This is a genomic window from Pleurocapsa sp. PCC 7327 (genome assembly GCF_000317025.1).
Lineage (GTDB): Bacteria > Cyanobacteriota > Cyanobacteriia > Cyanobacteriales > Microcystaceae > Hydrococcus.
The window spans coordinates 3,983,911-4,007,121 of the sequence record NC_019689.1; the positions used below are offsets into that span (position 1 = coordinate 3,983,911).

A 23,211-nucleotide genomic window follows, 5' to 3' on the forward strand; every position below is an offset into this window, starting at 1 on the left:
TCGAAACCAATGGCTAATAACTAATAACTAATTACTAACCAACGCTTAAATCGGCAAATGCAAGGTAAAACAGCTTCCTTTACCTTCTTCTGAAACTAGGGTGATATCGCCGTTGTGGAGTTGCGCCAGCTTGCGGGAAAGGGTTAATCCTAAACCAGTGCCTTTATGTTTGCGACTCAAAGGATTGTTAATTTGTTGAAACGGTTGAAATAGCTTTTCTCGATCGGCTGGCTCGATCCCAATACCAGTGTCGATTACGCAAAACTCCAGCCTATTTTCCTGGCGCTGAACTTTGAGCGTAACCGAACCAACTTCAGTAAACTTGATAGCATTAGAAAGCAAGTTGACTAAAATCTGCTTAATGCGACGGCGATCGGCGTGGCAAAAATCGACGCCGGGGCAGATTTCTAGTCGCAAGTCTAACCCTTGTTCTCTTGCTCGCGACTCTACCATAGAGAGGGAAGCGATACACAAATCCTCAACTGGTAATGTTTCTAGAAAAAGTTCTTCGCGATTGGCTTCAATTTTTGCAATATCTAAGAAATCATTGACTAAAGACAATAAGTGTTCGCCAGAAGCCGCAATAGCACTTACGTATTGCTGCTGTTTTGGATTGAGCGACCCATAAATTTCATCTTTTAACATGCGAGCAAAGCCTAAAATTCCCGTTAAAGGCGTGCGTAGCTCATGATTAATATGAGAGAGAAATTCACTTTTTGCTAGATTGGCAGCTTCAGATTGTTGCTTTTCTACTTCTAGGTTTTTAGCGCGTTCTTCCAGTTGTTTCAAGGTTTCTTGAGTTTGAGCGATATAGAGAGCGATCGCAATTTGTTCGGCAATAGATTTAAGAATATTAATTTCTTCAAACGTAAAAGTTTTTCTAGAAATCGATTTTTGTAGGGCTAAACATCCAAAAAGTTGTTCTTTAATAAAAATAGGAACGTTGGCGAAAGAAACTATTAGTTCGTTCAACTTGCAATTGAATTGGCCGACCTTACCTCGTTTTTTAAAGGTCGGTATTTTTAATTCTTCCCACAGAGATATGTTTAAAGTTGATAGAAGAGGAATTTTATCGCTACTGCACCATTCTTTTTCAATTTGACTGGTCTTTTCATCTAGTCGGAAAAGAACGACGCGATCGACCTGAAAGTTTTCACCTACTAAGGCAAGCGTTTCTGCTATGGCGATGTCTGGAGCGAGATTAGAGTTTAGTTTTCGCTCGATTTGCCAAAGTAATTCTTGTCGTAATTTCTGCTGTCGGATTTGCCGCTCTAACTGGGATTGAACGATTTCGATCGCGCATCGCTCGACTAGAAGGCGTACTAACTCTAATTGATGTTCGCTCCATTGACGATCGCGATCGCACGAATAGAGAAAAATTTCTCCTAAATAGGAATACTGATAGATGATGGGAACGAGTAAAAGCGAACGAATTCGCTCCGTTTTAACGGGATGTTGCACGAATAAAGGAAACAGGCAATCGCGATCGTAAAAAACGATCGGTCTGCCTTGGAGAAGTATCGGTTGATAATCGTCTACAATTCTCTGGGAGAGATCGAGCAAGTTGTCCGATACGAGTGTTGCTTGCGAGCGGTAGCAAAGTTTACTATTTTTCTCGCCATCAAAACACAACATCAAACAGTAACTAACCTCAAAGGTTTCGTTTAATAAATTGACTAGACTTTGAAGGCGTTCGTCTAAACCTTGGAGGTCTTCTGTTATTTCATCTGGCGAGTAACTTTTAGATTTTTTCTCAACTGGAGCCGCTTGCATTTTAGTCTTTTCTCGGTTAAAGATAAAGTTTTAAGAAGTTTGTGGAAGCGCGATCGAGAATTTCATTTTCACAAGTTCTTATTCTTCCGCTATGTAATTTAGAGTATTCTGGAGCCTTAAGCAAGAGAGTATTGCTTTAAAATTCTCGTCTGGAAAATATCAAGATTGCAATTGATAAAAGGAGTGCTGCATACAAAATTCCGTATATAGCGTTACTTACCAGTTCTTCAGAACTGGGCAACAAGCCATATACGGCTTGATTTTTGAGGTTTAATCGCTCAAGATCTGGCAGAACTAAGTAAATCGCTTTAGTAATCGATTCTACTGTGACATTTTTACTCAAGGCACCGAGTTTGAGTAAATTACTGCTAATATGTCCCATTAAATAGATGCCGAAGCTAAAAAGCGTTGCCAAAATCGAACTGGTAAACGTGCCAAAAAGTATGGCAACGGCAATAAGTAACGCTAATTCGACTAATAAAAACAGTTGGGATACCAGAATCGTGCTTAAGGGATAGGAAATTTTCGATAGGCTCAAAAGTGCTAAATAAATAACTGTCATGATGGCTAACATGACAGTCAATACAGCAGATAGTCCCAGGTGTTTGCCAAGAATTAATTCTGCTCGACTGAGAGGTTTTGGAATCAACACTAGGACGGTGCGCTTTTCAATTTCTTTGTTGATTAGTCCCGTACCAACGAAGATAGCGACAATAGCACCTAAAAGCGCCATAGCACCGAGTCCCAAATCTAGGAAAATTTTTTCGTGGGTGCCGACAGAAATTTCTGGCAACAAACGGAGGGCGATCGCGAGCAGCAGGGCAAAAAATCCCACAAAATAGAATATGCGATCGCGAATCGTCTCTCTAAACCCATTATTGGCAATCGTCCAGATTCTTGCTAAATTCATAGGAATTTAACCGACCTCTAACCCAATCGTTTTTGCGTTAATTAACTTTGCTTCTATCTTAATCCCAAAAGTAACGAGTTTTTGGGTTTGTCATGAAAAGTGAATTAGTTAAAGTTCAATTGAAGCCATTAGCAATTGTTTCGCTTAACGTTTTTTCGCTTGCATTAGGGATAAAAACTGAGCTGAGGCAAGCCCAGAGTTTCCTGCCACCCCATCATTAAGTTCAAGCATTGTACCGCTTGTCCCGACTGACCTTTAATTAAATTGTCAATAGCAGACAAAACAATGACGCGATCGGTGCGGGGATCGACTTCAATGCCGATGTAACAGAGATTTGTCCCGCAAGCCCACTTAGTTTGAGGATATACCCCAGTGGGCAATACTTTGATAAAGGGAGACGAGCGGTATGAGGCAGTATAGATCGTAATCAGATCTTCTCGAACCAATCCCGGATCTCGCATCGTCGCATAGACGGTTGACAGAATGCCCCGCACCATCGGAATCAGATGGGGAGTAAACTGGACTCTGAGCTCGTGTCCGGCTAACTCGCTGCAAATTTGCTCGATTTCCGGGGTATGGCGGTGCTTGGTCACGCCATAAGCCCCCAGAGAATTATATGCTTCTGCTAGCAATAAATTCGTTTTTGCCTGACGACCGCCGCCAGAAGTGCCGGATTTAGCGTCGATAATTGCCGTTTCTGGGACGATTAGCCCCTGTTTGAGCAAAGGAGCTAATGCTAGCAGACTGGCAGTGGGATAACAACCGGGACAGCCAATCAATTGCGCTTCTCGAATTTCGTCTCGATATAATTCTGGCAAGCCATAAACTGCCATAGCTGCCGTAGCGCGATCGCTGCGTTCTTTTTTGTACCAAGCGCTATAGGTTTCCAGATTGCTAAAGCGGTAGTCAGCCGATAAATCCAGGACTTTACAGCCTTTTTCGATCAGTGTAGGCGCTATCTCGCAAGCAAGACCGTTAGGTAAACCAAGAAAGACAACCTGGCAGCGAGAAGCAACCTTATCCAAATCGATCGGCTCGATGGTTAAATTGAAGCAGTGACCGAGATGGGGATAGAGTTCGGAATACGGCTTCCCAGCACTGCTATCGCCCCCAAGATAGACAATTTCTACCTTGGGATGATCCAGCAACAGCCGCACCAGTTGCACGCCACCGTATCCAGAAGCCCCGATAATTCCTACTGCGATTTTGTCTGAATCCCTCATAGTTCCGACTTCCTAGTCACCGCCCATATAGTTTAGCGTTGGCTGCATTTTAGTATCAAATCAAAACTTAAAATCGAAATTTTTTGATAAGGTTTAGCGATCTTGGCACAAGTGAGAACGCTTGGTAAATTTGGGGGTATTCGACCAGTTTCTTGCCTCAAAAGCGATTTGCCAACGAGAAGCGACACTAACCACCTGTGACGTTCGTCACTGCGCTTTTTCCATCTCAATGTTTGCGACTCTCTACTAATTGATCCGCCTCCTAGAGCTACAATCAGAGGTAGAAATCTCGAACAACCTTCAGTTTTTGGTATAGCAGACCCATTATTAACTCTCCTGCTTCCTAAAACTGATAACTGATTACTGACAGCTGATAATAGTGGAAGCGCTTCAAAACATCCCCATTGAATTCGACCCCATCGACGCAGCGATCGCAGACATCAAAGCGGGGCGTATGGTCGTCGTTGTTGACGACGAAAACCGAGAGAACGAAGGCGATCTCATCTGTGCTGCCCAGTTCGCCACGCCGCAGACGATCAATTTTATGGCAGTGGAAGCGCGGGGACTGATCTGTCTGGCGATGACGGGAGAACGCCTAGACCAACTAGACTTACCCCTGATGGTCACCAAAAATACCGATAGCAATCAAACCGCCTTTACCGTCAGTATCGACGCTGCCCCTCATTTGGGAGTATCTACGGGAATTTCGGCAGAAGACCGCGCCCGCACCATTCAAGTAGCTATCAATCCGGCAACGCGCCCGGAGGATCTGACTCGTCCCGGTCATATCTTTCCCATCCGTGCTAAGGAAGGGGGTGTCTTGAAACGGGCAGGACATACCGAAGCGGCAGTGGATTTGGCAAGACTGGCGGGGCTGTACCCGGCAGGAGTCATCTGCGAAATCCAAAACTCCGATGGTTCGATGGCGCGATTGCCCCAGCTATTCGAGTATGCCAAGAAGCACGATCTAAAACTGATTAGCATTGCCGATTTAATTAGCTATCGTCTCAAACACGATCGCTTTGTCTATCGAGAAGCGGTGTGTCAATTTCCCAGTCAGTTCGGCACTTTCGTGCTTTATGCCTATCGCAATACCCTAGACGGGACGGAACACGTTGCGATCGTCAAAGGCGATTCGTCTCAATTTCAAGACCATCCGGTAATGGTGCGGATGCATTCGGAATGTTTGACGGGCGATGCCTTGGGATCGCTGCGCTGCGACTGTCGCATGCAATTACACGCCGCCCTAAAAATGATCGAGAATGCTGGTTTGGGCGTAGTCGTCTACCTGCGGCAGGAAGGACGCGGCATTGGCTTGATTAATAAGCTGAAGGCGTATTCCCTGCAAGATTTGGGCTTAGATACGGTGGAGGCTAACGAGCGCCTCGGCTTTCCAGCAGATTTGCGCGATTATGGTATGGGAGCGCAAATGCTCAACGATCTGGGCGTGAAAAAAATTCGCCTGATCACCAATAATCCTCGAAAAATTGCCGGGTTGAAGGGGTATGGGTTGGAAGTGGTAGAACGAGTGCCCCTACTAATTGAGGCTAATGATTATAATTCTGGTTATTTAGCCACCAAAGCCCAAAAGTTAGGTCATTTGCTATTGCAAACCTATCTAATTACAGTAGCGATCGAGTGGGAACCGGAAGTGCGATCGATCGCACAACGGTATGAAAGGCTAGAAAAATTGCGCTATTTAAGCCAATCGGCGCAGTTGGTGCTACAAGAAGAAGTCAGACCAGTCGCGATCGCGCTGTTTGGCAATCCTTCTCTTATTTTTCACTTAGGTTTCGATCGCGCTCATCTCGTCGCCCCAAATTGGTACAAAAATAGCCGTCATCCTTACGTACAAGCAATTAACAATATTTTGGATAATTTAGTCAGCTGGGAGCAAATTAAACGCCTTGAATTTCTAATTTCTTCAGGAGACGATCCCATGATGGGATTGCAAGTCAAGTTAGACCGACATACTTTTTCCCTCACTCAAAAACCTTCCGAACTTTGTTCTCAATTAGAACTGCAAACAATTTATAGTTTTGCTCGGTAAATCGAACGGCAAGTTAAATCATCGAAATATCTGATTCAATTTATGGTTAGATAATGAAAAAATATTTAGATCGCGAAGCAAAAACTTTTGGCGACTGGGCATACTTAGCGATCGCCAAACACTTTAATAAAATCCTCAAACACGAAAATGAAGTTCTGAAAGACAAAGATCCAGAAGAATTACATCAAATGCGGGTAGGAATGCGACGCTTGAGAAGCGCGATCGCTGGATTTTCTCCTGCTTTAAATTTCCCCCAAAATGCGGATGAAAAAAGGGTCGGTCAAGTCGCGCGAATCTTGGGACAATTGCGAGACATTGATGTTTTAGGAGATCTTCTCAAAAATTGGTATCGGTCAGATTTACCCCAAAAAGAACAAAAACAATTAGATAAAGCCTTAGAGGTTTTGGAAAAGCAACGAAAATCTGCTTTCAAACAAGTTAGAGAAATTTTAGAAGATCGACTTTATATTAACCTCAAAGAAGCTTTTCAAAATTGGTTAGAAAATCCTACCTATCAAGAAATTGCCGAGATTGATATCAATAATATTTTACCCGATCTCTTACTGCCTCAAGTTAGCAAACTGCTACTGCATCCAGGTTGGTTAGTAGGGATAAAATTTCAAGAAGGAAAAGTTCAATTTCCTGATGAATGGGACAAGAAACAAGTAGAAGAAATTTTAAATCGTCAAGGTACAACTCTCCATGATTTGAGAAAAGAAGCCAAGCGATCGCGCTACAATATGGAACTATTTACTCAGTTTTATAGCGATGCTTATCAAAATTATGTCAAAGATATCAAAGATTTACAAACTGTGCTTGGCGATATGCAAGATAGCTTTGTTTTAGCAGAGTTTCTCACAGAAGTATTTGAAAAAGATTATTCTACTAAAATGCCCACTCTTACTGAGAAACTAGCAGAAATCCGCCATCATAAATGGCAAGAATGGAAAGAATTGCAGCGGAAATTTCTCAATCCTAAAAATCGAAAAGATTTACACCTAACTGTGCTGCGATCGAGCCAAGAAACCACTTAATAATAAGGAGAGTAGGTCAATGGCGAGCGTTACTTCATGATTTCCCTCATTTTCTTGTCAGTCTTTTCGGTAAAAACAGCAGACAAGCTATTTTCCAAGCTATCTAGATAATTCTCCAGACTCCAGGCAAGCTTGCAACCTGCCGATCTTAGCTCGATGCCACAGATTAAGTCCTCTATCGTCTCAAACCGCAGCCTGACATCGTTAGGTAGCTGTTCCCGCAAGACCTGGGTAATAGCCTGTCGCGAGGCTTCTGGGAGCGCAAAACTATTTGCTTGCTACGATTACCTCGGCGACGTTGTGGTTTCTGGGAGAAGCAACGCTACAAAGTGCCTGTCGCTCTTCCCCAGTCAGTTTCTGGAATGCGCCGCAGGAAAACCGCGATCGCCCGTTGCTCTAGATCGGCATCGGCTAAGTCCCGCAAGGCTTGGCGGATTGCGGTCTGAATCTCCTGAAGCGCGCGATAGCGCAACTCTCGCAGAAAAGCACTTTGCTGGCGTTGGCTCGTCTCCTGCCAGCGAGATTGCCTGGCATTGACTTCCTCGCGGACATTTTGTAACAAAACCTCTCGCATTTGCTCTACTTCAGCTTTCATCTGGGCGATCGCGGCTTCTCGCTGTTCGACAAAAGCTTGTTGCAGTTGGCGATAGCGATCGCTTTCTTGTTTGGCAATCCGTACTTTCTCTCGCGCTTCTTGCATGTAGCCAGCGATTTTTTGCTCCCGTCGCTCCATCGCTCGCACGATCGGACCGTAAAGAAAGTGCTTGAGCAGTGCCAGCAAAATCAGAAAATTGACGATCTGGGCGACCAAGGTAATACCAATTCTCTAAACTTCGACGACAGATAAAGCCTCAAGAATATAAGCCCGTCCCGTAAGCGATCGCTTCTTTAGCATTGACTTCTAGCTGGTGGCACTTTTTACAACCCGTACTTAAAATCTCAACTTTAATAGGACTCATGGTTTGGGATCTCCCACGATTCAGCTGATAGTTGAAAAAGCTGCTAAAATGAACAGCTTGTAACTTCAAAGGACAGATAATGTATGTAGTGCGGTGCGGCAGTACCCGCAAAGCGGGATCGCTAGTTTATTTCATCCTGGCGGGACTTTGTGAAATCGGAGGCGGTTATTTAGTTTGGCTGTGGCTGCGGGAAGGCAGAAGTTTCCATTTTGCGCTTCTGGGTTGGGTAATTTTGATGCTCTACGGCATTGTCCCCACTCTGCAACCCGCACACTTTGGGCGAGTTTATGCTGCTTATAGCAGATTTTTCATTCTCTTGTCTCTTCTGTGGGGTTGGCAGATCGATTGCATTCCTCCCGATCGCTTCGATGTTATCGGCTGTGCGATCGTCTTGTTAGGCGTGGGAGTTATTATGTATTTCCCCAGAGGGTAAAAATTGATTGACCACCTGACGGACATTCGCCAAACAGCAACTTCCCTGGGGATTGTTGATTTCACAGGCGCAGCGTCCGGCTTTGACGTGATGGCGGATGGAGGTTTCTGCGCTACTGTAACCCGTTTGCCTGATTTCTCGCTCGATCCGTTCCTTCGTCCAGTCAAAACAATAACAAACGGGTACATCTGAGGAGGCGCACTTTTGAAAAACGGGAACTTTCACTTGCTCAGTCTTGAAAACGCGACCGTTTGCATCAAAGTAAACAACCTGACAATCCGGTGCGGCGCAGAAAAAAGTAATCCGTCTTGGGATTGAGAGTTGCTAATGCCCTCGGTTTGAGCAAACTTTTCAGGGTAATGGTTGGCACTTGCCTGCTTTTGGTCCCACTAACAGGACAAGTTCTGTTGCCAGAAGTTGACAAAGATGGACAACAACGAGTCTCGGTCATGGTTTTTGCCTCTGGTAATAAGCGGTTAAATATCTAAGCTGCTTGGCATCAAGTGAATGGGGAAGTCGGGAGTGTGGGAAGTGTGGGAAATACTTATTTTTGTTGTCTTCATGGTAAACTTTATACCTGGGTATAAGGTCAAGGGTTGGCAGCGAATTATGCTAATGTAAATTGCAGATTTGGCAGATCGATTCGTGTAATTGCCTGATGAGAGTCGTTTCCTAATCTAAAATCCAAAATCTAAAATGGCATTAAGGCTTTTTCGCCTCGTCAATCGTGCCAATCGCGTACGGGGATTTCTCTGGATAGTCAAAAAACTCGTCGTTGAGGATGGGATCGCGCCCTGCCAATGCCGCCCCCAGTTCCGCTTTTTCCCAGCATACGGCAGCCCGTGAGCGCTCTGTCGCAGCGTAAACCAAAAAGGATGATTTTGACAGTGGCAGCGATCGCGCCAAGAAGAAAGAACAGTTAGTCCCAGCATGACGACTTAGGAGAATTTCTCGCCGCCGTAGCTTCTTCCAGCACTACGCACTCTTGAGTGAGTTCGGGGCGATCGAGATTTTGGCGACAGCGATTTAATAGCGGTAAAAGTTCCTGGCGCAACGCTTGTAAATGGCGAATATTTTGGTCGATCTGCTCTAATTTCTTCAGGAGTCGCTCGTAGAGTGCTTGACAAGTCAGCGCTCGCCCGTTTTTGAGAACCAGAATCTCGCGAATTTCCTCCAGAGTTAAACCCAGGGACTTAGCGCGAGTAATGAAAGCAAGGCGATCAACATCCTCTTGACTGAAGAGACGGTAGCCCGACTCCGTACGCTGTGGCGGCGCGATCGGCCCGATCCGCTACCAGAAGTAGATAGTTTGGCGATTCAATCCCGACTGGCGGACGACTTCACCGATGCGTAGCATCTTAGTTGGATACTTATTTCTGTTGTCTTCATGGTAAACCTTATATCTAAGTATAAGGTCAAGGGTTGGCGGCAATTTATACCAAGTTATTTAAATTGCAGATTTAGCAGATTGATTCGTGTAATTCCCAGTTCCGCTTTTTCCCAACATGCGACAGCCCATGAATGAGACGCGATCGCTCTCCCTGCTGACAAAATTATCTATAATTCCTGACAGACTAGGAAAGGAGTTCGATCGCATCAATTGAAGATTAGAGAAATAGACATAAATATTCAAGCTAAGCCTTTTGTTAAATGGGTCGGTGGTAAAACTCAACTACTGAGCGAACTAACAGCAAGAGTTCCTCGCGATTTCTCTCGATATTTTGAACCGTTTGTTGGTGGCGGGGCATTATTTTTTCATCTTTTGCCAGAGCAGTCTGTTCTCATCGATATCAACGAGGAATTGACCTTAACTTACAGAGTAATTAGAGATCGAGTTGAAGAATTGATTGCCGATCTAAAGCAACACATTTACGAAAAAGACTACTATTACCAAATCAGGAATATCGATCGCACTGACGAATATAAGTCTTGGTCAGCAGTAAAAAGAGCAAGCCGACTGATCTACCTGAATAAAACCTGTTTTAACGGATTATACCGCGTGAACTCTAAAGGTCAATTTAATACGCCTCTAGGGAAGTATAAAAATCCCAAGATTGTTGACGAGACTAATTTGAGAGCTTGTAGCCAAGCACTTCAAAAAGCTCAGATTATCACTGGTTCATTCCTTGAAGTTGAAGAAAAAATTACCAGGGACGATTTTGTCTATTTCGATCCTCCCTATGCCCCGCTAAACGAGGGGCTGTCACCTGAATCGCATTCAGGTGCTTGTAAGCCCCGTGCTACGTCTAACTTTACAGGATACAGTCAGGATGGGTTCGATTTAGTAATGCAGTCGAGCCTGCGAGATTTGTGCGCTCGCCTTGATGCTAAGGGCGTTCGATTTATGGTTTCTAACTCCAATGCCCCACTGATTCTCGATCTCTACGACCATTATAAAATTGAGTTTGTCTATGCAACCAGAGCGATTAATTCTAAAGGTCATCAGCGAGGTAAAATTCCTGAAGTGATAATTACCAACTATTAAAGGGAACCATATCATAAGGTAGGGCGATCGCGCTCAAATCGTTTTTTAAACCGACATAATCTGCTCGGGGCAGTCGATTTGCAAATGGCGATCGCCGAAAGGAGCATCGACCAATGCACAATGATGGGGGCGATCGCTATTGGGATAGCGATTGGGCTGGAAAAAACGGCAAGTCACGCACATTTTCGCAATGGGAATTTGACCTGCCTCTTGCAGCTTGCGAATCATTTTAATCAGTCCCCGCAAGAAAACTGTTTGCTCCAATTCAGATAGTTCTCCCACAGCATCTAGTAACAAGTCAGACCAACAAGCAGTTTGAACGGCTAGCTGCTGTCCTTTCGGAGTCAGGGTAATCGCGATCGCCCGTTTATCTTCTGGCGATGGGGTTTTTTGCACCAAGCCTTTTTCTACTAATACCCGTACCGCATCACTAGCAGTCGCTGGCGTTACGGCTAAACCTTCTGCTACGGCAGACAAACCCATTCCTCCAGCTCCTTTGGCTTGTAACAACGAGAGAATTTGAACTTGAGTTGGGGAGAGTCCATACCGTCCGGCATCTTGCCAAGATTGACTTTTGAGGGCAAGACTCACTTTAGATAGCCCGACTAGAATACGTTGTTCCGCAGAGTCGTGACAAAAGTCAGAAGGGTTGCCAGATTCATTTGTACTCATAGGGGTTGGCAGTCATGAACTATTCATAACCAATGTCTGGGATAGCTTCTACCAGGTGCTGTGTTATTGAATACAAAAGTCCACAAGACCATAATAACGGAGCCAACAAACACGGGAATAAACAAAAAACTCCAAGATGCATTGCTCATTACACCCACCAAAGTAACCGCGCCACCTGGTGGGTGAAGGGTTCTCGTTAGTTTCATCAGCTTGATAGCCGTTGCCACGGCTAAACCCATAATCCAAGGCTCCGAACCACAATTTTGGACTAACACGATACTCACCAACGCTCCCAGACAATTCCCGCCAATCACGTTACGGGGTTGAGCTAGAGGACTTTCAGATATGCCATATACTAGAACTTCTGAAAAACTTATTCTTCCTTTTGCTCGAAGGAGTTGAGGTTTGGTGGGGGATCGGGCTTGGTTGCTGACTGAGTGAAGAAAATTTTGATGGCAGACTTTTCAAGTGCTGCCGTAACACAGATAAAAAATTAATTTCCATTGTTTTCGAGCAGGCAGAAGCTCTAAATCTTAATTATGTCTCCACTGGTTTTAGGATCTCAGATGGATAATCTGCACCCTCCAACATTAGTTGGGTTACACTCCCGTAGGCATCAATCCAAGCTTGCTTCAGTTCAGGTGTCCAGTCACTCCCCAACAACGCCTCAAATGTTTTTAGCAAAGCACCACCTACCATTGGATAGTGCTGCGGTAGCACGCCATATTGTACGTGACGAGTTCCTAATCCTTTCAAAGCATTCTCTAATACCTCTGGTTTGCGCAAAGCATCAACTACTAATACCAGAGAGGCAAAGAGTTTTTTGCCTTGTTCTTCCATGTGAGTATTAGCAAATAGGGGTTTAACGATTGGGTAGTCGGAGAATAGGTTGGCATAAAACTGAGTTGTGAACTCTGCTTCCCTTTGTTTGACTGACTCGAAACTTTGCTCTAGCAGATCGATTTTTAAAGACATAGGTTGCAATTAGAGAAGTAGTAGTTGGTATCTTATCTATAAAGCTTTGACATCCTCCAAGGATGCACCAAAGTTGATGTGAAAGGGCTTGCCCTCAATTACTAATGCGGGAACAGACTTGACCTCTTGAGCTTCGGCTTCAGGTACTCGAGACTTATCCACGCCCAGATGAACCACTTCAACTTGATATTGAGTCGGATCGAGCGCACGCACAAATTCGTTTTCCGCAGCAGCGCAAACGGCGCAGCCAGCATGGTAGAAAACTGCTTTTTTCATACATCCTTTGGGATAATAGTTAGGACTCCTAAATATTATTCAGATTGTTGCTACTGTGTCAAGAAGTCACTGGCTTGTTTGACAACGCCTTCTTTTCCATTAAGTTTAAGTAATGAAAAATATTAGCTCAAAAGCTTAAAATGCGACCCGTGTTAAAAAACGGTAAGAGAAATTCAACTCCTACCGTTTTTAAATTAACTATTAAGGTTAGGCTTGTAGCTAAAAGCGCGATCGCAACCTCAATCAGTTGCTTGAGCTAAAAGCTGCTGCCTTTCGCCAAGAACGATCTTCACCTTGCCTTCCTCGTCGATATCGGCGACAGCTGTATCTCCTTCCTGGATGCGACCGGAAAGGATTTCTTCAGCCAGCACGTCTTCTAACAGACGCATAATAGCTCGACGTAAGGGTCTTGCCCCATAAGCGGGGTTGTAACCTTCTTCGACCAGACGTTCTTTGAACTTCTCGGTCACTTCTAGGTTGATATTTTGTTCCGTCAGTCGTGCAAAGACCTGCTTGAGGAGGATATCGGCGATTTGCTTGACCTCTTCCTTGGTCAGTTGACGGAAGACGATGATTTCGTCGATCCGGTTGAGGAATTCAGGACGGAAGTACTGTTTGAGTTCCTCGTTAACTAAGGAGCGAATCCGATTGTACTGGGCTTCGGCTTGGTCTACTTCAAACTCGAATCCCAAGCGATCGCCGCCTTTTTCAATCACCTTCGAGCCGATGTTCGAGGTCATGATTAGCAGCGTATTCTTGAAGTCTACCGTCCGACCCTTGGCATCGGTCAAGCGACCGTCTTCGAGAATTTGCAGCAACATGTTGAAGACATCGGGATGCGCCTTTTCGATTTCGTCGAAGAGGACGACAGTATAAGGACGGCGACGCACAGCTTCGGTAAGCTGACCGCCTTCGTTATACCCGACATATCCCGGCGGCGAACCGATCAGCTTGGATACGGTATGGCGTTCCATGTACTCCGACATATCCAAACGGATCATTGCCTCTTCAGAACCGAAGAAGTAGGCAGCCAACGCCTTGGTCAGTTCTGTCTTACCGACTCCCGTGGGACCGGAGAAGATGAAGCTAGCAATGGGTCGGTTGGGGTTCTTCAGACCGACTCTGGCGCGACGAATAGCGCGAGAAACGGCTTTGACGGCATCTTCTTGACCGATGAGACGCTGGTGCAAGGTATCTTCCATGTGCAGTAGCTTCTCGGATTCGGTTTCCGTGAGCTTGTTAACCGGAACGCCAGTCCAAGAGGCGACGATGTTGGCGATTTCTTCTGCGGTGACGACGGGTTCGTCTCCTTCGCCTTCGTTCTTCTTAGAAGAGGCGATCGCCCGAATTTGTGACTTGATTTCCATTTCGCGATCGCGCAGCTCTCCCGCGCGATCGAAGTCCTGCGCCCTTACTGCATCGTCTTTTTGCTTGAGGATCTGACGCAGTTCTTTATCGAGTTCCTTAGCGGCTGGCGGCAGTTGCGAGTTGATCAAGCGCACGCGCGATCCGGCTTCGTCGATAAGGTCGATCGCTTTATCTGGCAGATAGCGATCGCTGATGTAGCGATCCGAAAGCTTGGCTGCTGCCTCTAAAGCCTCGTCCAAAATCTTCAGCTTGTGGTGTTGTTCGTAGCGTTCTCTTAAGCCGTAGAGGATTTCGATCGTCTCTTCTACGGTAGGTTCGCCCACCATCACTGGTTGAAAGCGACGCTCTAGTGCTGCATCGCGTTCGATGTGCTTGCGGTACTCGTCGAGGGTAGTCGCGCCGATGCACTGCAATTCTCCTCTTGCCAAGGCGGGTTTGAGGATATTTGCCGCATCGATCGCGCCTTCGGCTGCACCCGCACCGATGAGGGTATGAACTTCGTCAATTACCAGAATCACGTTTCCGGCTTGACGGATTTCGTCCATAATTTTCTTGAGGCGTTCTTCAAATTCCCCGCGATACTTGGTTCCGGCGACCAGCAAGCCGATATCGAGCGTGACGACTCGCTTTTCTTCCAAGATATCGGGAACATCCTTGTTGGCGATGCGCTGTGCCAGACCTTCTGCGATCGCGGTCTTTCCCACCCCCGGTTCGCCAATGAGAACGGGATTGTTTTTGGTACGGCGACCTAAAATCTGAATGACGCGCTCGATTTCTTTTTGCCGTCCTACAACGGGATCTAGCTTACCCTCGCTTGCCATTTGAGTGAGGTTAGAGCCAAATTCGTCCAAGGTTGGCGTTTTCGTGCGTCCTTGAGCGCCCGGTGTCGTCGAAACCTCAGCCGTTTCGCCCAGCATCCGAATCACCTGAGTCCGAACTTTGGCGAGGTCAACTCCTAGATTTTCCAAAACTCTAGCGGCAACCCCTTCTCCTTCCCGAATCAAGCCGAGAAGTAAGTGTTCTGTGCCGATGTAGTTGTGACCGAGTTGACGAGCTTCTTCGAGGGAAAGTTCGAGAACTCTCTTGGCTCTTGGGGTGAAAGGAATTTCCACCGCCACGAAACCGGACCCGCGACCAATGATCTTTTCGACTTCAATCCGGGCATCTTTGAGATTGACCCCCATGGATTTTAGAACCTTGGCGGCAACGCCAGTCCCTTCGCCAATTAACCCAAGAAGTATTTGCTCCGTGCCTACGAAATTATGTCCCAAGCGACGAGCTTCCTCTTGGGCGAGCATGATCACCTTTATAGCTTTTTCTGTGAAGCGTTCAAACATAACCTATATCCATCACCTGCTGCTTGCCCGTGTAAGCTGATTTTAGCAAAAGTCTTTTGAAAAATCTGTTTGTTTATTATTTATCGGCGAACTCTCGTTAATAAATCGTTCTCCGCGAACAGTTAGTTTTTAGTTATTTCTCTTAGTTTCTCCGTTGTCTTTACGTTTCCTCCTTAAGTGTCCAGTGGTTTTGAGCGAGGCGAGTGCTAATTCGTTCGTGCCATATTTCTAGTTCTTTAGAGAATTCTGGTCGGTGCAAATCGCCTCGCCAGAGAATTAGAGCATCTTCCCCTGTTTTTTGATAGTAATTTTTGCGTCGTCCCGCTACTTTAAAACCAAATTTTTTGTAAAGAAATATGGCTACTTGATTGGATACTCTAACTTCTAATGTAGCGCGTTCCAGTTTGCGCTTGCATGCGTCTTTTAGCAAAGCGTACAGAAGTAGTTGTCCCAGTCCTTGTCCTTGATAGTCTGGATGAATCATCAACAGGGTAATGTGAGCTTCTTCTAAAATTGCCCAAAAGCAACCGAATCCGATTATTGATTCCTCAGAGGCGATTGTAGATACAGAGGAAGAGGAGGATGAAGAGACAGGAAGACAGGGAGATGAGGATGCTAAGGTATGGGATGATAAAAGAGCCTTATCTGCTTGTCTTGCGCGATCTAGGACTGATAAGGCTATTAGGCTGCTATTAGGACTGGCTAATTCTCGCTGATATCCTTCTAACGTCCACAGTCCGCCCAAACAAAGTTTATCCAGTTCGAGTACCTGTATGAGCTGTTCGGTTTGAGGAGGCTTAAGCTTGAGTTCCATCGATAACGCATTTTCCGGTCAATATTCTCAGTACAATTGTACTTTAAAGTTTTTAGAAGAAGTAAGTAAACGAGTCCGATCTACAGCTCTTTTGAGTAATTACATGTCTTATAAAAAAACATCGACTATCGAAAAATTACACTATTCTTCGATTGAAATTACGAAATTATATAAATATCATTTTTTATCATTCATTTTTTTATAACAAAAATAAAATTTTAAATTCTTAATAAGCTCTCTATAAAAAACCTATTATTGTTAATAAAAAGTAAATTAAAAGATAAATTAAATATAAAAAAATACTGCGATGAGAATTTTACTAACAGGTTTTAAATCAAAAAATGACGGGAGCGATTCATCAGAGATAGTTATCCCACTCTCCCAAAATTTATATTTTAAGCGAACAAGCACGTGGTCACAGCAGAATGACTTTGGAAAGAATGGCAAAAAATTAACAAGTTGTCCCAAAAGTATAAAATGTCGTGTCGAGCGTCGCGATCGCGAAGCGAAACATCTTAGCCTATCACTCCCAACAGATATTCTTCATTACGTTCTCCTGCACTCAGAATGATAAAATCGATTTTTCAGATGTCCTCTAAAATATTTTGTAACTTTTGATAGAGCAGGCAATGCTTCAAGAAAAGAAAAAATCTTAGCGGATGGTCTTGTTAATTATTAGAGTACTCGATCGGGGCAAGAAAGCTTACTTAGTCTCATTATTAATGAGATATAATATCTAGCCAGAATTTCTAATGATTGCGGAACACATTTTTGCCATCAAATCTTTGACCACTGTCTTCGCTAGGGAAAACGCATAATTCTAATATGAAAGTTGGCTTGATTCACCTTGCAGTTTTATCAGAGCAAGTCATAAAATCTCGGTTGGAACTGCCATTTATACTGATAGATATAGTCAAAAAGCTCTTTTACTAATTCTTGGTAGACTGCTCTAAATTTTAGAGATAGTTTGATTGACTTAAAGTTCGGTCGGGATGGAACTATTTAAGCTGTTTTTCTGTCTCTTACTAAAAGTGGCGATCGCATAAAAATAGAAATTATCTATACGCTCTATCCTTTTTAATTCTTATGATTTTGCCAAGAGAGGCAAGGTTCAATTGTACACTAAAGAACGGGACACTCTCTGTCTCCCGACTGTCGGTCGCGAATTTAGCTGCTCGCCGCTAACCGACCGATAAAAAATTGCAATCGAACACTAATCGACTGACAAGATTATCCTATGATATCAACGGATCTCGGAACGCAGAATTCTGGACAACGATACTTGCCACAACCAACGGCAGAACTAATATCAAGATCGCCTAATCAAGAATTACTACCTCTCACTGCCAAAGTCAACAGTCGTGACTGTCTAGAAATCGGCGGCTGCGATCTCATTACCTTAGTAGAGCAATTTGGTTCTCCTTTGTACGTTTTAGATGAATTTACTCTAAGAACCGCTTGCCGTCAGTATCGAGATGCCTTCAAACAGTATTATAGTGGCGAATCTCAAGTCATTTATGCATCTAAAGCTTGGAGTTGTCTAGCTGTTTGCAGTATCGTCGCCAGTGAGGGATTGGGATTCGATGTAGTTTCGGGGGGAGAACTGTATACAACCCTACAGGCACTCGAACAGATGGGCATAAAAGAGCGTGCTGGAGATAAAATTTACCTGCACGGAAATAATAAGTCGGTTGCCGAACTAGAGTTTGCAATCGCGACCAACTGCACAATTATTATTGATAACTGGCTGGAATTAGAAACACTGGTCAAATTGGGCGTAAATACCCAAAAACCGATTTGCGTGATGCTGCGGCTGACACCCGGAATCGAGTGCCACACCCACGAGTATATTCGTACCGGACACCTAGATAGCAAATTTGGCTTCGATCCCAACCAACTAGAAGCCGTTTTTACCTATGTGAGCCAGCAACCTAAGCTCGATTGTATCGGCTTACACGCTCATATCGGCTCGCAAATTTTTGAGCGCCAACCCCATCAAGACTTGGCAGAAGTCTTGGTAGAGTGGTCGAAAAAAGCAAGCGAATATGGCTTGTCCGTCCGAGAATTAAACATTGGCGGAGGATTGGGAATTTGCTACACAGAAGCAGACGATCCCCCCAGTATCGAGGAATGGGTTAAAGCTGCCGCTCAAGCAGTTGAGAAGGCTTGCAAAGTCCAGCAGTTGCCCTTGCCAAAATTAATTGCCGAACCGGGACGGTCGCTAATTGGTTCGGCTTGCGTCACGGCTTACACCATTGGCAGCCGCAAGGAAGTTCCCGAAATTCGCACTTATATAGCCGTCGATGGCGGCATGTCGGACAATCCGCGTCCGATTACCTATCAGTCGCTCTATCGAACTGTTGTAGCCAATCGGATGTCAGCGCCTTGGGAAGAAACTGTGACTATTGCTGGCAAACACTGCGAATCGGGAGATATTCTGATTAAAGATGCTCGACTGCCCAAGACGCGATCGGGAGATATTCTGGTCGTAATGGGCACGGGAGCGTATAACTATAGTATGGCTTCCAATTATAATCGCTTGCCTCGTCCGGCAGCCGTTTTGGTCAATGAAGGAGAAGCCAATCTAATTCTTGAGCGAGAAACTTACGAGGATCTCATTCGACAAGATCGCCTACCAGCCAGATTGGTGGAAGATACTTCGTCCGCGAATTTTTAAGGGGAAAGGATGGCATGCGCTTCCTAGAAGCATACTTTCAGATCTCCTCGTTGGGAAATATCTCCAGGATCGGGCGATCGATCGCACTCCTCCTACTTCGCCAACCTTTACTAATTCATAATTCATTCTCTAAAATTCATCATTACCCATGTCGGGTTCTGCTCCTGGTCAAAGCTGGATTGTATCTTGGCTAATCCATAACGGTCTCGATATTGGATTAGTCCTAGTACTCACTTATCTAATGCTTCTCATTATTGGGGAGCGGCGAACCCTATGGATGGTGCGAGGACTAATTGTTTTAATGTTGGCAGCAGTACTCAGCGAGCGACTCAAGCTAGAACTGCTCAAGTTTGTGCTAGAGAAGCTAGTGCTGGGAGCGGCTGTCGCCATGGCAGTGATCTTCCAGTCAGAATTCCGTCGATTTTTGGAGTTGTTAGGACGAGGACAGATTCTCCAATTGTTTCAGCGCCAGCGTTCTCTACCCAAACCCAATAATGTAATCGATGAAATTGTCGATGCTGTCAAAGAACTCTCGCAAAATCGAACCGGAGCTTTAATGGTTCTGGAAACATCGGGAACTATCGATATGCGAGTATTTGTCAATCCGGGAGTAAGTCTCAATGGTGAAGTTTCTAAAGAACTTTTGCAAACCATTTTTCAACCCAAAACCTTACTCCACGATGGAGCCGTTTTTATTCGCGGCTCTCGCATTGTTTCGGCTGGCGTAATTTTACCGCTGTCGGAACGTACTGCCTCGCGGCAGTTGGGGACGCGCCACCGCGCAGCGATGGGAATCACCGAGCGAGTTGAAAATTGTATTTGTGTAGTTGTATCGGAAGAAACGGGTTCGATTTCTTTAGCAGAGAGAGGCAATCTCAACCGACCCTTAACTAGCAGTAAACTCAAGGAGCTATTAGAGGAGAGATTTTCTCCATCAGTAGAGAGAGAAGTCGTTGTTGCGCCTAGTTTGGGCGTGTTAAGCCGTACAATTGGCTTACAAGGACGAATATTATTAGAGCGTATATTTCATCTTCCGTCATCGAAGTCAAAAGAACAGAAGAAATGACAACTAAGCCAATCGCGTTACAAGAATTACCTGCCGATCTCGATAAAAGTCGTTTGCCTGGGCACGTCGCAGTCATTATGGATGGCAATGGTCGCTGGGCAAAGCAGCGAGGACTCCCCCGCATTATGGGACATCAAAGGGGGGTAGATACCTTAAAGGATTTGCTGCGTTGCTGTAGGGATTGGGGCGTTCCAGCGCTCACTGCCTATGCATTTTCAACGGAAAATTGGGGACGACCGCTCGAAGAAGTCGAGTTTCTTATGACGCTGTTCGAGCGGGTGTTGCGCAAAGAACTCAAGGAGATGATGGAAGAAAATGTGCGCATTCGCTTTGTGGGAAATTTAGAATCGCTACCGCCATCGCTTCAGGCAGAGATCGAGCGATCGATGGAAGAAACGAAAGATAATTTAGGAATTCAGTTTACGGTGGCGACTAATTATGGCGGACGGCAGGAGATCGTCCAAGCTTGTCGGGCGATCGCGGCTAAAGTCCGGCAAGGAGCGATCGATCCCGAAGCCATTGACGAAGCCTTAGTTGAACGCCATCTCTATACTTGTGGTCTTCCCTCTCCAGACTTACTTATCCGCACGAGCGGAGAAATGCGCATCAGCAATTTCTTGCTCTGGCAAATGGCTTATGCCGAAATTTACGTGACGCAAACCCTTTGGCCCGACTTCGATCGCGCTCAATTTCACCAAGCGCTATCGGCTTATCAGCAAAGAGAGCGCCGTTTTGGGAAAGTTTGAGGGAATAATCTAGAAGAAGCGAGAAAAACTCAATAACTGATGCTGACATCCCGAAAAAAAACAGTAGACGTTCCCAAACGCCTTCCCGTTCTCTCAGAGGAAGAACTTATGGAACAAGAGCGCATGCGAGACGTTCTCGTGTTGCTGGAGCATTTAGTAGAACGAGAGGAGACCACCCTTAAGCTTATCATAGACCGTCTCTATGATGTGGGTTCAGTTAATCTAATCAACAAAAAGTTTCCCAATCGACCCCGCCAGAGAAGGATAATGAAATCTATAGCTCGCATATTCAAGCCAGTTGCGAAAATCTATGCCCTGCGGTGGGTTAAAAAAAACTGTCCGCGACTGGTTACTAATTGGTTACAAACGAAGGTAAGATTCTAGCCGCTAGCGATAGCCATTAGCCCCAAAATGCATCTCAGTCCAAAAGTTCAAAAGCGCTTACTTCCAGAACCGGACCAATCATCGCCACTGTCATTACGTCATCTCGCACTCGACCTTCGACTTTGACCTTGGCTCGATCTTGACACAACTCCTGCGGGGGGTCTTTGAGTTCGTAGGTTTCGCCAGCTTCGGTGACTATAGCCCAAGTTCCGAAACCAAAGTCTTGCCGCGCGATCGTGCCTGTAATGGTGATGCTCATGCGAGTCGTTTTTCTCCTTGACTTGCTAAATAGGCTAACCCAAAGCAGAGTAGGGCATTAACGATCAGGAAGATGCGGGCGATGGCTCCCGTCCCCAACCACAAAACAGCCGGAGACATAACAGCACTCACCGCCAGACAAGAAGCAACGCCGAGGGTCGTTCCGATGGCAAACCACTTCCACTGGGGATGTCCCAACAACAGAGCGATTAGTAGGAAGGGAATCAAGGCGCTGGCAAAGAGGGGATTCAGCATCGGAGAGCCAACAATCGTATTGCCCAATTCTGGAATCGAACTACTCGCCAATCGGAAGGGCCATTGAGGGAGATCGAGGATATATACGCCTCGGAGAAAGAACAATCCAGAACTTCCTAAAATCAGTCCGCTATTGAGCGCCCAATTCCAACCCAGGTAATTGCGCAAAAACCAGTAAAATAAATAGGATCCTATCACCATCAGAATTTTAGGCAACAGCGCCACCACCCCGCCATCAATCCAAAAACGGGGATTGAGATAGCCATTATCGCGAAGCCATCGGAAAAAGTCTTTCCAAGTTATTTTGCCTTTCAGAGCTAATTTGACGGCTGCCGTACTATCTAAGTGACCTGCCCCAAAATGATTGAAAGGATCTTCCGAGACGGTTCGAGCCGACTTTTGGAGGACACTTAGGACTTCATCGGGGTTGGAGATGCCAGAAGCTTTAATCAAAGCTGCGACCCCAGCGACGTGCGGGGCTGCCATACTCGTTCCCTGAAAACCCATAAAGACGGGTTGGTTGGTTCTGGGATCGATTGTCTCTTGCAGGATTTTACCGTCATTGCTGCCGCCAGGAGCTGCGATATCTACCGCTGCTCCATAGTTGGAATAAGGGGCTTTTTTCCCAGCTAAATCGGTGGCAGCAACGCCGATAACGTGAGGATAGCGAGCGGGATATTCTGCCGCATTGCGGTTGGAGTTCCCCGCTGCCGCCACGATAACTACACCTTTTTGATGGGCATAGTCAATAGCTTCTTTCATCACCAGACTTTCGCCACCGCCACCCAAGCTCATATTAATTACGTCGGCACCCTTGTCTGCCGCAAAGCGAATGGCTTCAGCAATATCTGAGATGGTTCCGCTGCCGCCAGCCGATAGAACCTTGAGGGGCATAATTTTGGCTTTATAGGCAATCCCTGCTACTCCGTAATTGTTGTTGGTGGATTGGGCGATGGTTCCTGCTACGTGAGTGCCGTGACCGTTGTCATCTGCAGCATTAACTTTGTCATTTACGAAGTCGTAGCCTTCGACGAATTCCGTTTGCTGCAAGTCGGGAACGCGGCTGACTCCCGTGTCGATGACAGCAACGGTAACGCCCGCTCCTTTGGTGTCTTCCCACGCTTGTTCTATGTTAATGCTGCGGAGATTCCACTGCTTGCCGTAGTCTGGGTCGTTGGGAACTTCAAAGGCTCGATAGATATAGTTAGGTTCGATATGTTTGACAAATTTTTTCAAGGGAGAATGCCGCAAGGCTTTTAGTAATTGCTCGTCGCCTTCGAGGGTGTAGATATTGTCGCTGACAGAAAAAATGCTGTTAAGCGTTGCAGTTTTGTTATATTTTTGCGCGATCGCTTGTAATTGCTCGCTAATCACTGTTGTTGGCAGATTATCTCGAAAGTCGAGCACGATCGAGCTATATTCTCCTTTATTGGCTAATCCCTTAAAGTTTGAGAGCGCAGCCCATAGCCCGACGAGAAATAAAACCAACAACAATAGCCTTCTCATACGCTTTTTT

The 23,211-nt window shown here is 45.5% G+C and carries 23 protein-coding genes and 2 pseudogenes; 10 read left to right on the top strand and 15 right to left on the bottom strand.

What is annotated here, in order from left to right:
* Positions 1-45: 45 nt before the first annotated feature.
* The 3 genes from PLE7327_RS18055 to argC form a co-directional block, all read right to left on the bottom strand.
* A complete protein-coding gene (locus PLE7327_RS18055; protein WP_015145220.1) occupies positions 46-1,773 on the bottom strand; it encodes a GAF domain-containing sensor histidine kinase in 1,728 nt (575 codons plus the stop codon).
* Positions 1,774-1,909: 136 nt separating this feature from the next.
* A complete protein-coding gene (locus tag PLE7327_RS18060) occupies positions 1,910-2,683 on the bottom strand; it encodes an ABC transporter permease (RefSeq protein ID WP_015145221.1) in 774 nt (257 codons plus the stop codon).
* Between the two features lie 164 nt (positions 2,684-2,847).
* The gene (argC, locus tag PLE7327_RS18065) at positions 2,848-3,906 is read right to left on the bottom strand and encodes an N-acetyl-gamma-glutamyl-phosphate reductase (protein ID WP_015145222.1); all 1,059 of its coding nucleotides are present in this window, start codon (positions 3,904-3,906) and stop codon (positions 2,848-2,850) included.
* A gap of 379 nt (positions 3,907-4,285) precedes the next feature.
* Here argC and ribBA point away from each other — a divergent pair, with 379 nt between their 5' ends.
* Together ribBA and PLE7327_RS18075 are read left to right on the top strand one after the other, a co-directional pair.
* Positions 4,286-5,956, top strand: a complete 1,671-nt coding sequence (gene ribBA / locus PLE7327_RS18070) for a bifunctional 3,4-dihydroxy-2-butanone-4-phosphate synthase/GTP cyclohydrolase II (RefSeq protein ID WP_015145223.1) — start codon at positions 4,286-4,288, stop codon at positions 5,954-5,956.
* Positions 5,957-6,009: 53 nt separating this feature from the next.
* Complete coding sequence (locus tag PLE7327_RS18075; protein WP_015145224.1) at positions 6,010-6,990, top strand: CHAD domain-containing protein; 981 nt, start codon at positions 6,010-6,012, stop codon at positions 6,988-6,990.
* Positions 6,991-7,312: 322 nt separating this feature from the next.
* On the opposite strand, the gene PLE7327_RS18080 is transcribed toward PLE7327_RS18075, so the two are convergent.
* Both PLE7327_RS18080 and PLE7327_RS26715 read right to left on the bottom strand, forming a co-directional pair.
* A complete protein-coding gene (locus PLE7327_RS18080) occupies positions 7,313-7,801 on the bottom strand; it encodes a hypothetical protein (protein WP_041392332.1) in 489 nt (162 codons plus the stop codon).
* A gap of 64 nt (positions 7,802-7,865) precedes the next feature.
* Positions 7,866-7,949: pseudogene (locus PLE7327_RS26715) on the bottom strand (thioredoxin family protein); the annotation flags it as partial.
* Positions 7,950-8,028: 79 nt separating this feature from the next.
* On the opposite strand from PLE7327_RS26715, the gene PLE7327_RS18085 reads away from it, so the two are divergent.
* On the top strand, positions 8,029-8,382 hold the full coding sequence (locus PLE7327_RS18085; RefSeq protein ID WP_015145226.1) for a YnfA family protein: 354 nt from the start codon (positions 8,029-8,031) through the stop codon (positions 8,380-8,382).
* On the opposite strand, the pseudogene PLE7327_RS26720 reads toward PLE7327_RS18085, so the two are convergent.
* Positions 8,344-8,833, bottom strand: a pseudogene (locus PLE7327_RS26720) ((2Fe-2S)-binding protein). The gene PLE7327_RS18085 and the pseudogene PLE7327_RS26720 overlap by 39 nt on opposite strands.
* 245 nt (positions 8,834-9,078) lie before the next feature.
* Between PLE7327_RS26720 and PLE7327_RS24955 the strand changes: the two are divergent.
* Positions 9,079-9,228 (top strand): hypothetical protein, encoded by a 150-nt coding sequence (locus PLE7327_RS24955; protein WP_186005335.1) that lies wholly within the window; start codon positions 9,079-9,081, stop codon positions 9,226-9,228.
* A gap of 73 nt (positions 9,229-9,301) precedes the next feature.
* On the opposite strand, the gene PLE7327_RS26725 is transcribed toward PLE7327_RS24955, so the two are convergent.
* Complete coding sequence (locus PLE7327_RS26725; RefSeq protein ID WP_217523468.1) at positions 9,302-9,670, bottom strand: MerR family DNA-binding protein; 369 nt, start codon at positions 9,668-9,670, stop codon at positions 9,302-9,304.
* Between PLE7327_RS26725 and PLE7327_RS26190 the strand changes: the two genes are divergently transcribed.
* Both PLE7327_RS26190 and PLE7327_RS18095 read left to right on the top strand, forming a co-directional pair.
* Complete coding sequence (locus PLE7327_RS26190) at positions 9,614-9,736, top strand: hypothetical protein (protein WP_256377702.1); 123 nt, start codon at positions 9,614-9,616, stop codon at positions 9,734-9,736. The two genes, PLE7327_RS26725 and PLE7327_RS26190, sit on opposite strands and share 57 nt — an antisense overlap.
* A 246-nt stretch (positions 9,737-9,982) precedes the next feature.
* Positions 9,983-10,867: a DNA adenine methylase gene (locus PLE7327_RS18095; RefSeq protein ID WP_015145227.1), complete on the top strand. Its 885-nt coding sequence runs from the start codon at positions 9,983-9,985 to the stop codon at positions 10,865-10,867.
* Positions 10,868-10,912: 45 nt separating this feature from the next.
* On the opposite strand, the gene PLE7327_RS18100 is transcribed toward PLE7327_RS18095, so the two are convergent.
* From PLE7327_RS18100 to rimI, 6 genes are all read right to left on the bottom strand, one after another.
* Positions 10,913-11,539 (bottom strand): MarR family winged helix-turn-helix transcriptional regulator, encoded by a 627-nt coding sequence (locus tag PLE7327_RS18100; protein ID WP_015145228.1) that lies wholly within the window; start codon positions 11,537-11,539, stop codon positions 10,913-10,915.
* Between the two features lie 23 nt (positions 11,540-11,562).
* Complete coding sequence (locus PLE7327_RS22860) at positions 11,563-11,916, bottom strand: HPP family protein (RefSeq protein WP_083888312.1); 354 nt, start codon at positions 11,914-11,916, stop codon at positions 11,563-11,565.
* 160 nt (positions 11,917-12,076) lie between these two features.
* On the bottom strand, positions 12,077-12,514 hold the full coding sequence (locus PLE7327_RS18110; RefSeq protein WP_015145229.1) for a globin family protein: 438 nt from the start codon (positions 12,512-12,514) through the stop codon (positions 12,077-12,079).
* 36 nt (positions 12,515-12,550) lie between these two features.
* Positions 12,551-12,790 carry a thioredoxin family protein gene (locus PLE7327_RS18115; RefSeq protein WP_015145230.1) on the bottom strand — a complete coding sequence of 80 codons (240 nt, stop codon included), beginning with the start codon at positions 12,788-12,790 and terminating at the stop codon, positions 12,551-12,553.
* Positions 12,791-13,029: 239 nt separating this feature from the next.
* On the bottom strand, positions 13,030-15,495 hold the full coding sequence (locus tag PLE7327_RS18120) for an ATP-dependent Clp protease ATP-binding subunit (RefSeq protein ID WP_015145231.1): 2,466 nt from the start codon (positions 15,493-15,495) through the stop codon (positions 13,030-13,032).
* A gap of 160 nt (positions 15,496-15,655) precedes the next feature.
* On the bottom strand, positions 15,656-16,309 hold the full coding sequence (rimI, locus tag PLE7327_RS18125; RefSeq protein ID WP_015145232.1) for a ribosomal protein S18-alanine N-acetyltransferase: 654 nt from the start codon (positions 16,307-16,309) through the stop codon (positions 15,656-15,658).
* Between the two features lie 1,237 nt (positions 16,310-17,546).
* On the opposite strand from rimI, the gene lysA reads away from it, so the two are divergent.
* From lysA to PLE7327_RS18145, 4 genes are all read left to right on the top strand, one after another.
* A complete protein-coding gene (lysA, locus tag PLE7327_RS18130; RefSeq protein WP_015145233.1) occupies positions 17,547-18,986 on the top strand; it encodes a diaminopimelate decarboxylase in 1,440 nt (479 codons plus the stop codon).
* 148 nt (positions 18,987-19,134) lie between these two features.
* A complete protein-coding gene (cdaA, locus tag PLE7327_RS18135; RefSeq protein ID WP_015145234.1) occupies positions 19,135-20,052 on the top strand; it encodes a diadenylate cyclase CdaA in 918 nt (305 codons plus the stop codon).
* Complete coding sequence (gene uppS / locus PLE7327_RS18140) at positions 20,049-20,798, top strand: polyprenyl diphosphate synthase (RefSeq protein ID WP_015145235.1); 750 nt, start codon at positions 20,049-20,051, stop codon at positions 20,796-20,798. Before cdaA ends, uppS begins: the two co-directional genes overlap by 4 nt.
* Before the next feature lie 39 nt (positions 20,799-20,837).
* Positions 20,838-21,182, top strand: a complete 345-nt coding sequence (locus PLE7327_RS18145) for a hypothetical protein (RefSeq protein ID WP_015145236.1) — start codon at positions 20,838-20,840, stop codon at positions 21,180-21,182.
* A gap of 34 nt (positions 21,183-21,216) precedes the next feature.
* On the opposite strand, the gene PLE7327_RS18150 is transcribed toward PLE7327_RS18145, so the two are convergent.
* On the bottom strand, positions 21,217-21,441 hold the full coding sequence (locus tag PLE7327_RS18150) for a hypothetical protein (RefSeq protein WP_015145237.1): 225 nt from the start codon (positions 21,439-21,441) through the stop codon (positions 21,217-21,219).
* Positions 21,438-23,201 carry a S8 family peptidase gene (locus tag PLE7327_RS18155; RefSeq protein WP_015145238.1) on the bottom strand — a complete coding sequence of 588 codons (1,764 nt, stop codon included), beginning with the start codon at positions 23,199-23,201 and terminating at the stop codon, positions 21,438-21,440. The genes PLE7327_RS18150 and PLE7327_RS18155 overlap by 4 nt, the downstream gene beginning before the upstream one ends.
* Between the last annotated feature and the right edge of the window lie 10 nt (positions 23,202-23,211).

Excerpts from the sequence above, each read along its gene's own strand:
- PLE7327_RS18120 (WP_015145231.1), bottom strand. The coding sequence starts at position 15,495 with ATGTTTGAACGCTTCACAGAAAAAGCTATAAAGGTGATCATGCTCGCC.
- PLE7327_RS18060 (WP_015145221.1), bottom strand. The coding sequence starts at position 2,683 with ATGAATTTAGCAAGAATCTGGACGATTGCCAATAATGGGTTTAGAGAG.
- PLE7327_RS18100 (WP_015145228.1), bottom strand. The coding sequence starts at position 11,539 with ATGAGTACAAATGAATCTGGCAACCCTTCTGACTTTTGTCACGACTCT.
- PLE7327_RS18075 (WP_015145224.1), top strand. The coding sequence starts at position 6,010 with ATGAAAAAATATTTAGATCGCGAAGCAAAAACTTTTGGCGACTGGGCA.
- PLE7327_RS24955 (WP_186005335.1), top strand. The coding sequence starts at position 9,079 with ATGGCATTAAGGCTTTTTCGCCTCGTCAATCGTGCCAATCGCGTACGG.
- PLE7327_RS18055 (WP_015145220.1), bottom strand. The coding sequence starts at position 1,773 with ATGCAAGCGGCTCCAGTTGAGAAAAAATCTAAAAGTTACTCGCCAGAT.
- cdaA (WP_015145234.1), top strand. The coding sequence starts at position 19,135 with ATGTCGGGTTCTGCTCCTGGTCAAAGCTGGATTGTATCTTGGCTAATC.
- PLE7327_RS18110 (WP_015145229.1), bottom strand. The coding sequence starts at position 12,514 with ATGTCTTTAAAAATCGATCTGCTAGAGCAAAGTTTCGAGTCAGTCAAA.
- argC (WP_015145222.1), bottom strand. The coding sequence starts at position 3,906 with ATGAGGGATTCAGACAAAATCGCAGTAGGAATTATCGGGGCTTCTGGA.
- PLE7327_RS18115 (WP_015145230.1), bottom strand. The coding sequence starts at position 12,790 with ATGAAAAAAGCAGTTTTCTACCATGCTGGCTGCGCCGTTTGCGCTGCT.
- PLE7327_RS18085 (WP_015145226.1), top strand. The coding sequence starts at position 8,029 with ATGTATGTAGTGCGGTGCGGCAGTACCCGCAAAGCGGGATCGCTAGTT.
- uppS (WP_015145235.1), top strand. The coding sequence starts at position 20,049 with ATGACAACTAAGCCAATCGCGTTACAAGAATTACCTGCCGATCTCGAT.
- lysA (WP_015145233.1), top strand. The coding sequence starts at position 17,547 with ATGATATCAACGGATCTCGGAACGCAGAATTCTGGACAACGATACTTG.
- PLE7327_RS18145 (WP_015145236.1), top strand. The coding sequence starts at position 20,838 with ATGCTGACATCCCGAAAAAAAACAGTAGACGTTCCCAAACGCCTTCCC.
- PLE7327_RS18150 (WP_015145237.1), bottom strand. The coding sequence starts at position 21,441 with ATGAGCATCACCATTACAGGCACGATCGCGCGGCAAGACTTTGGTTTC.
- PLE7327_RS18155 (WP_015145238.1), bottom strand. The coding sequence starts at position 23,201 with ATGAGAAGGCTATTGTTGTTGGTTTTATTTCTCGTCGGGCTATGGGCT.
- rimI (WP_015145232.1), bottom strand. The coding sequence starts at position 16,309 with ATGGAACTCAAGCTTAAGCCTCCTCAAACCGAACAGCTCATACAGGTA.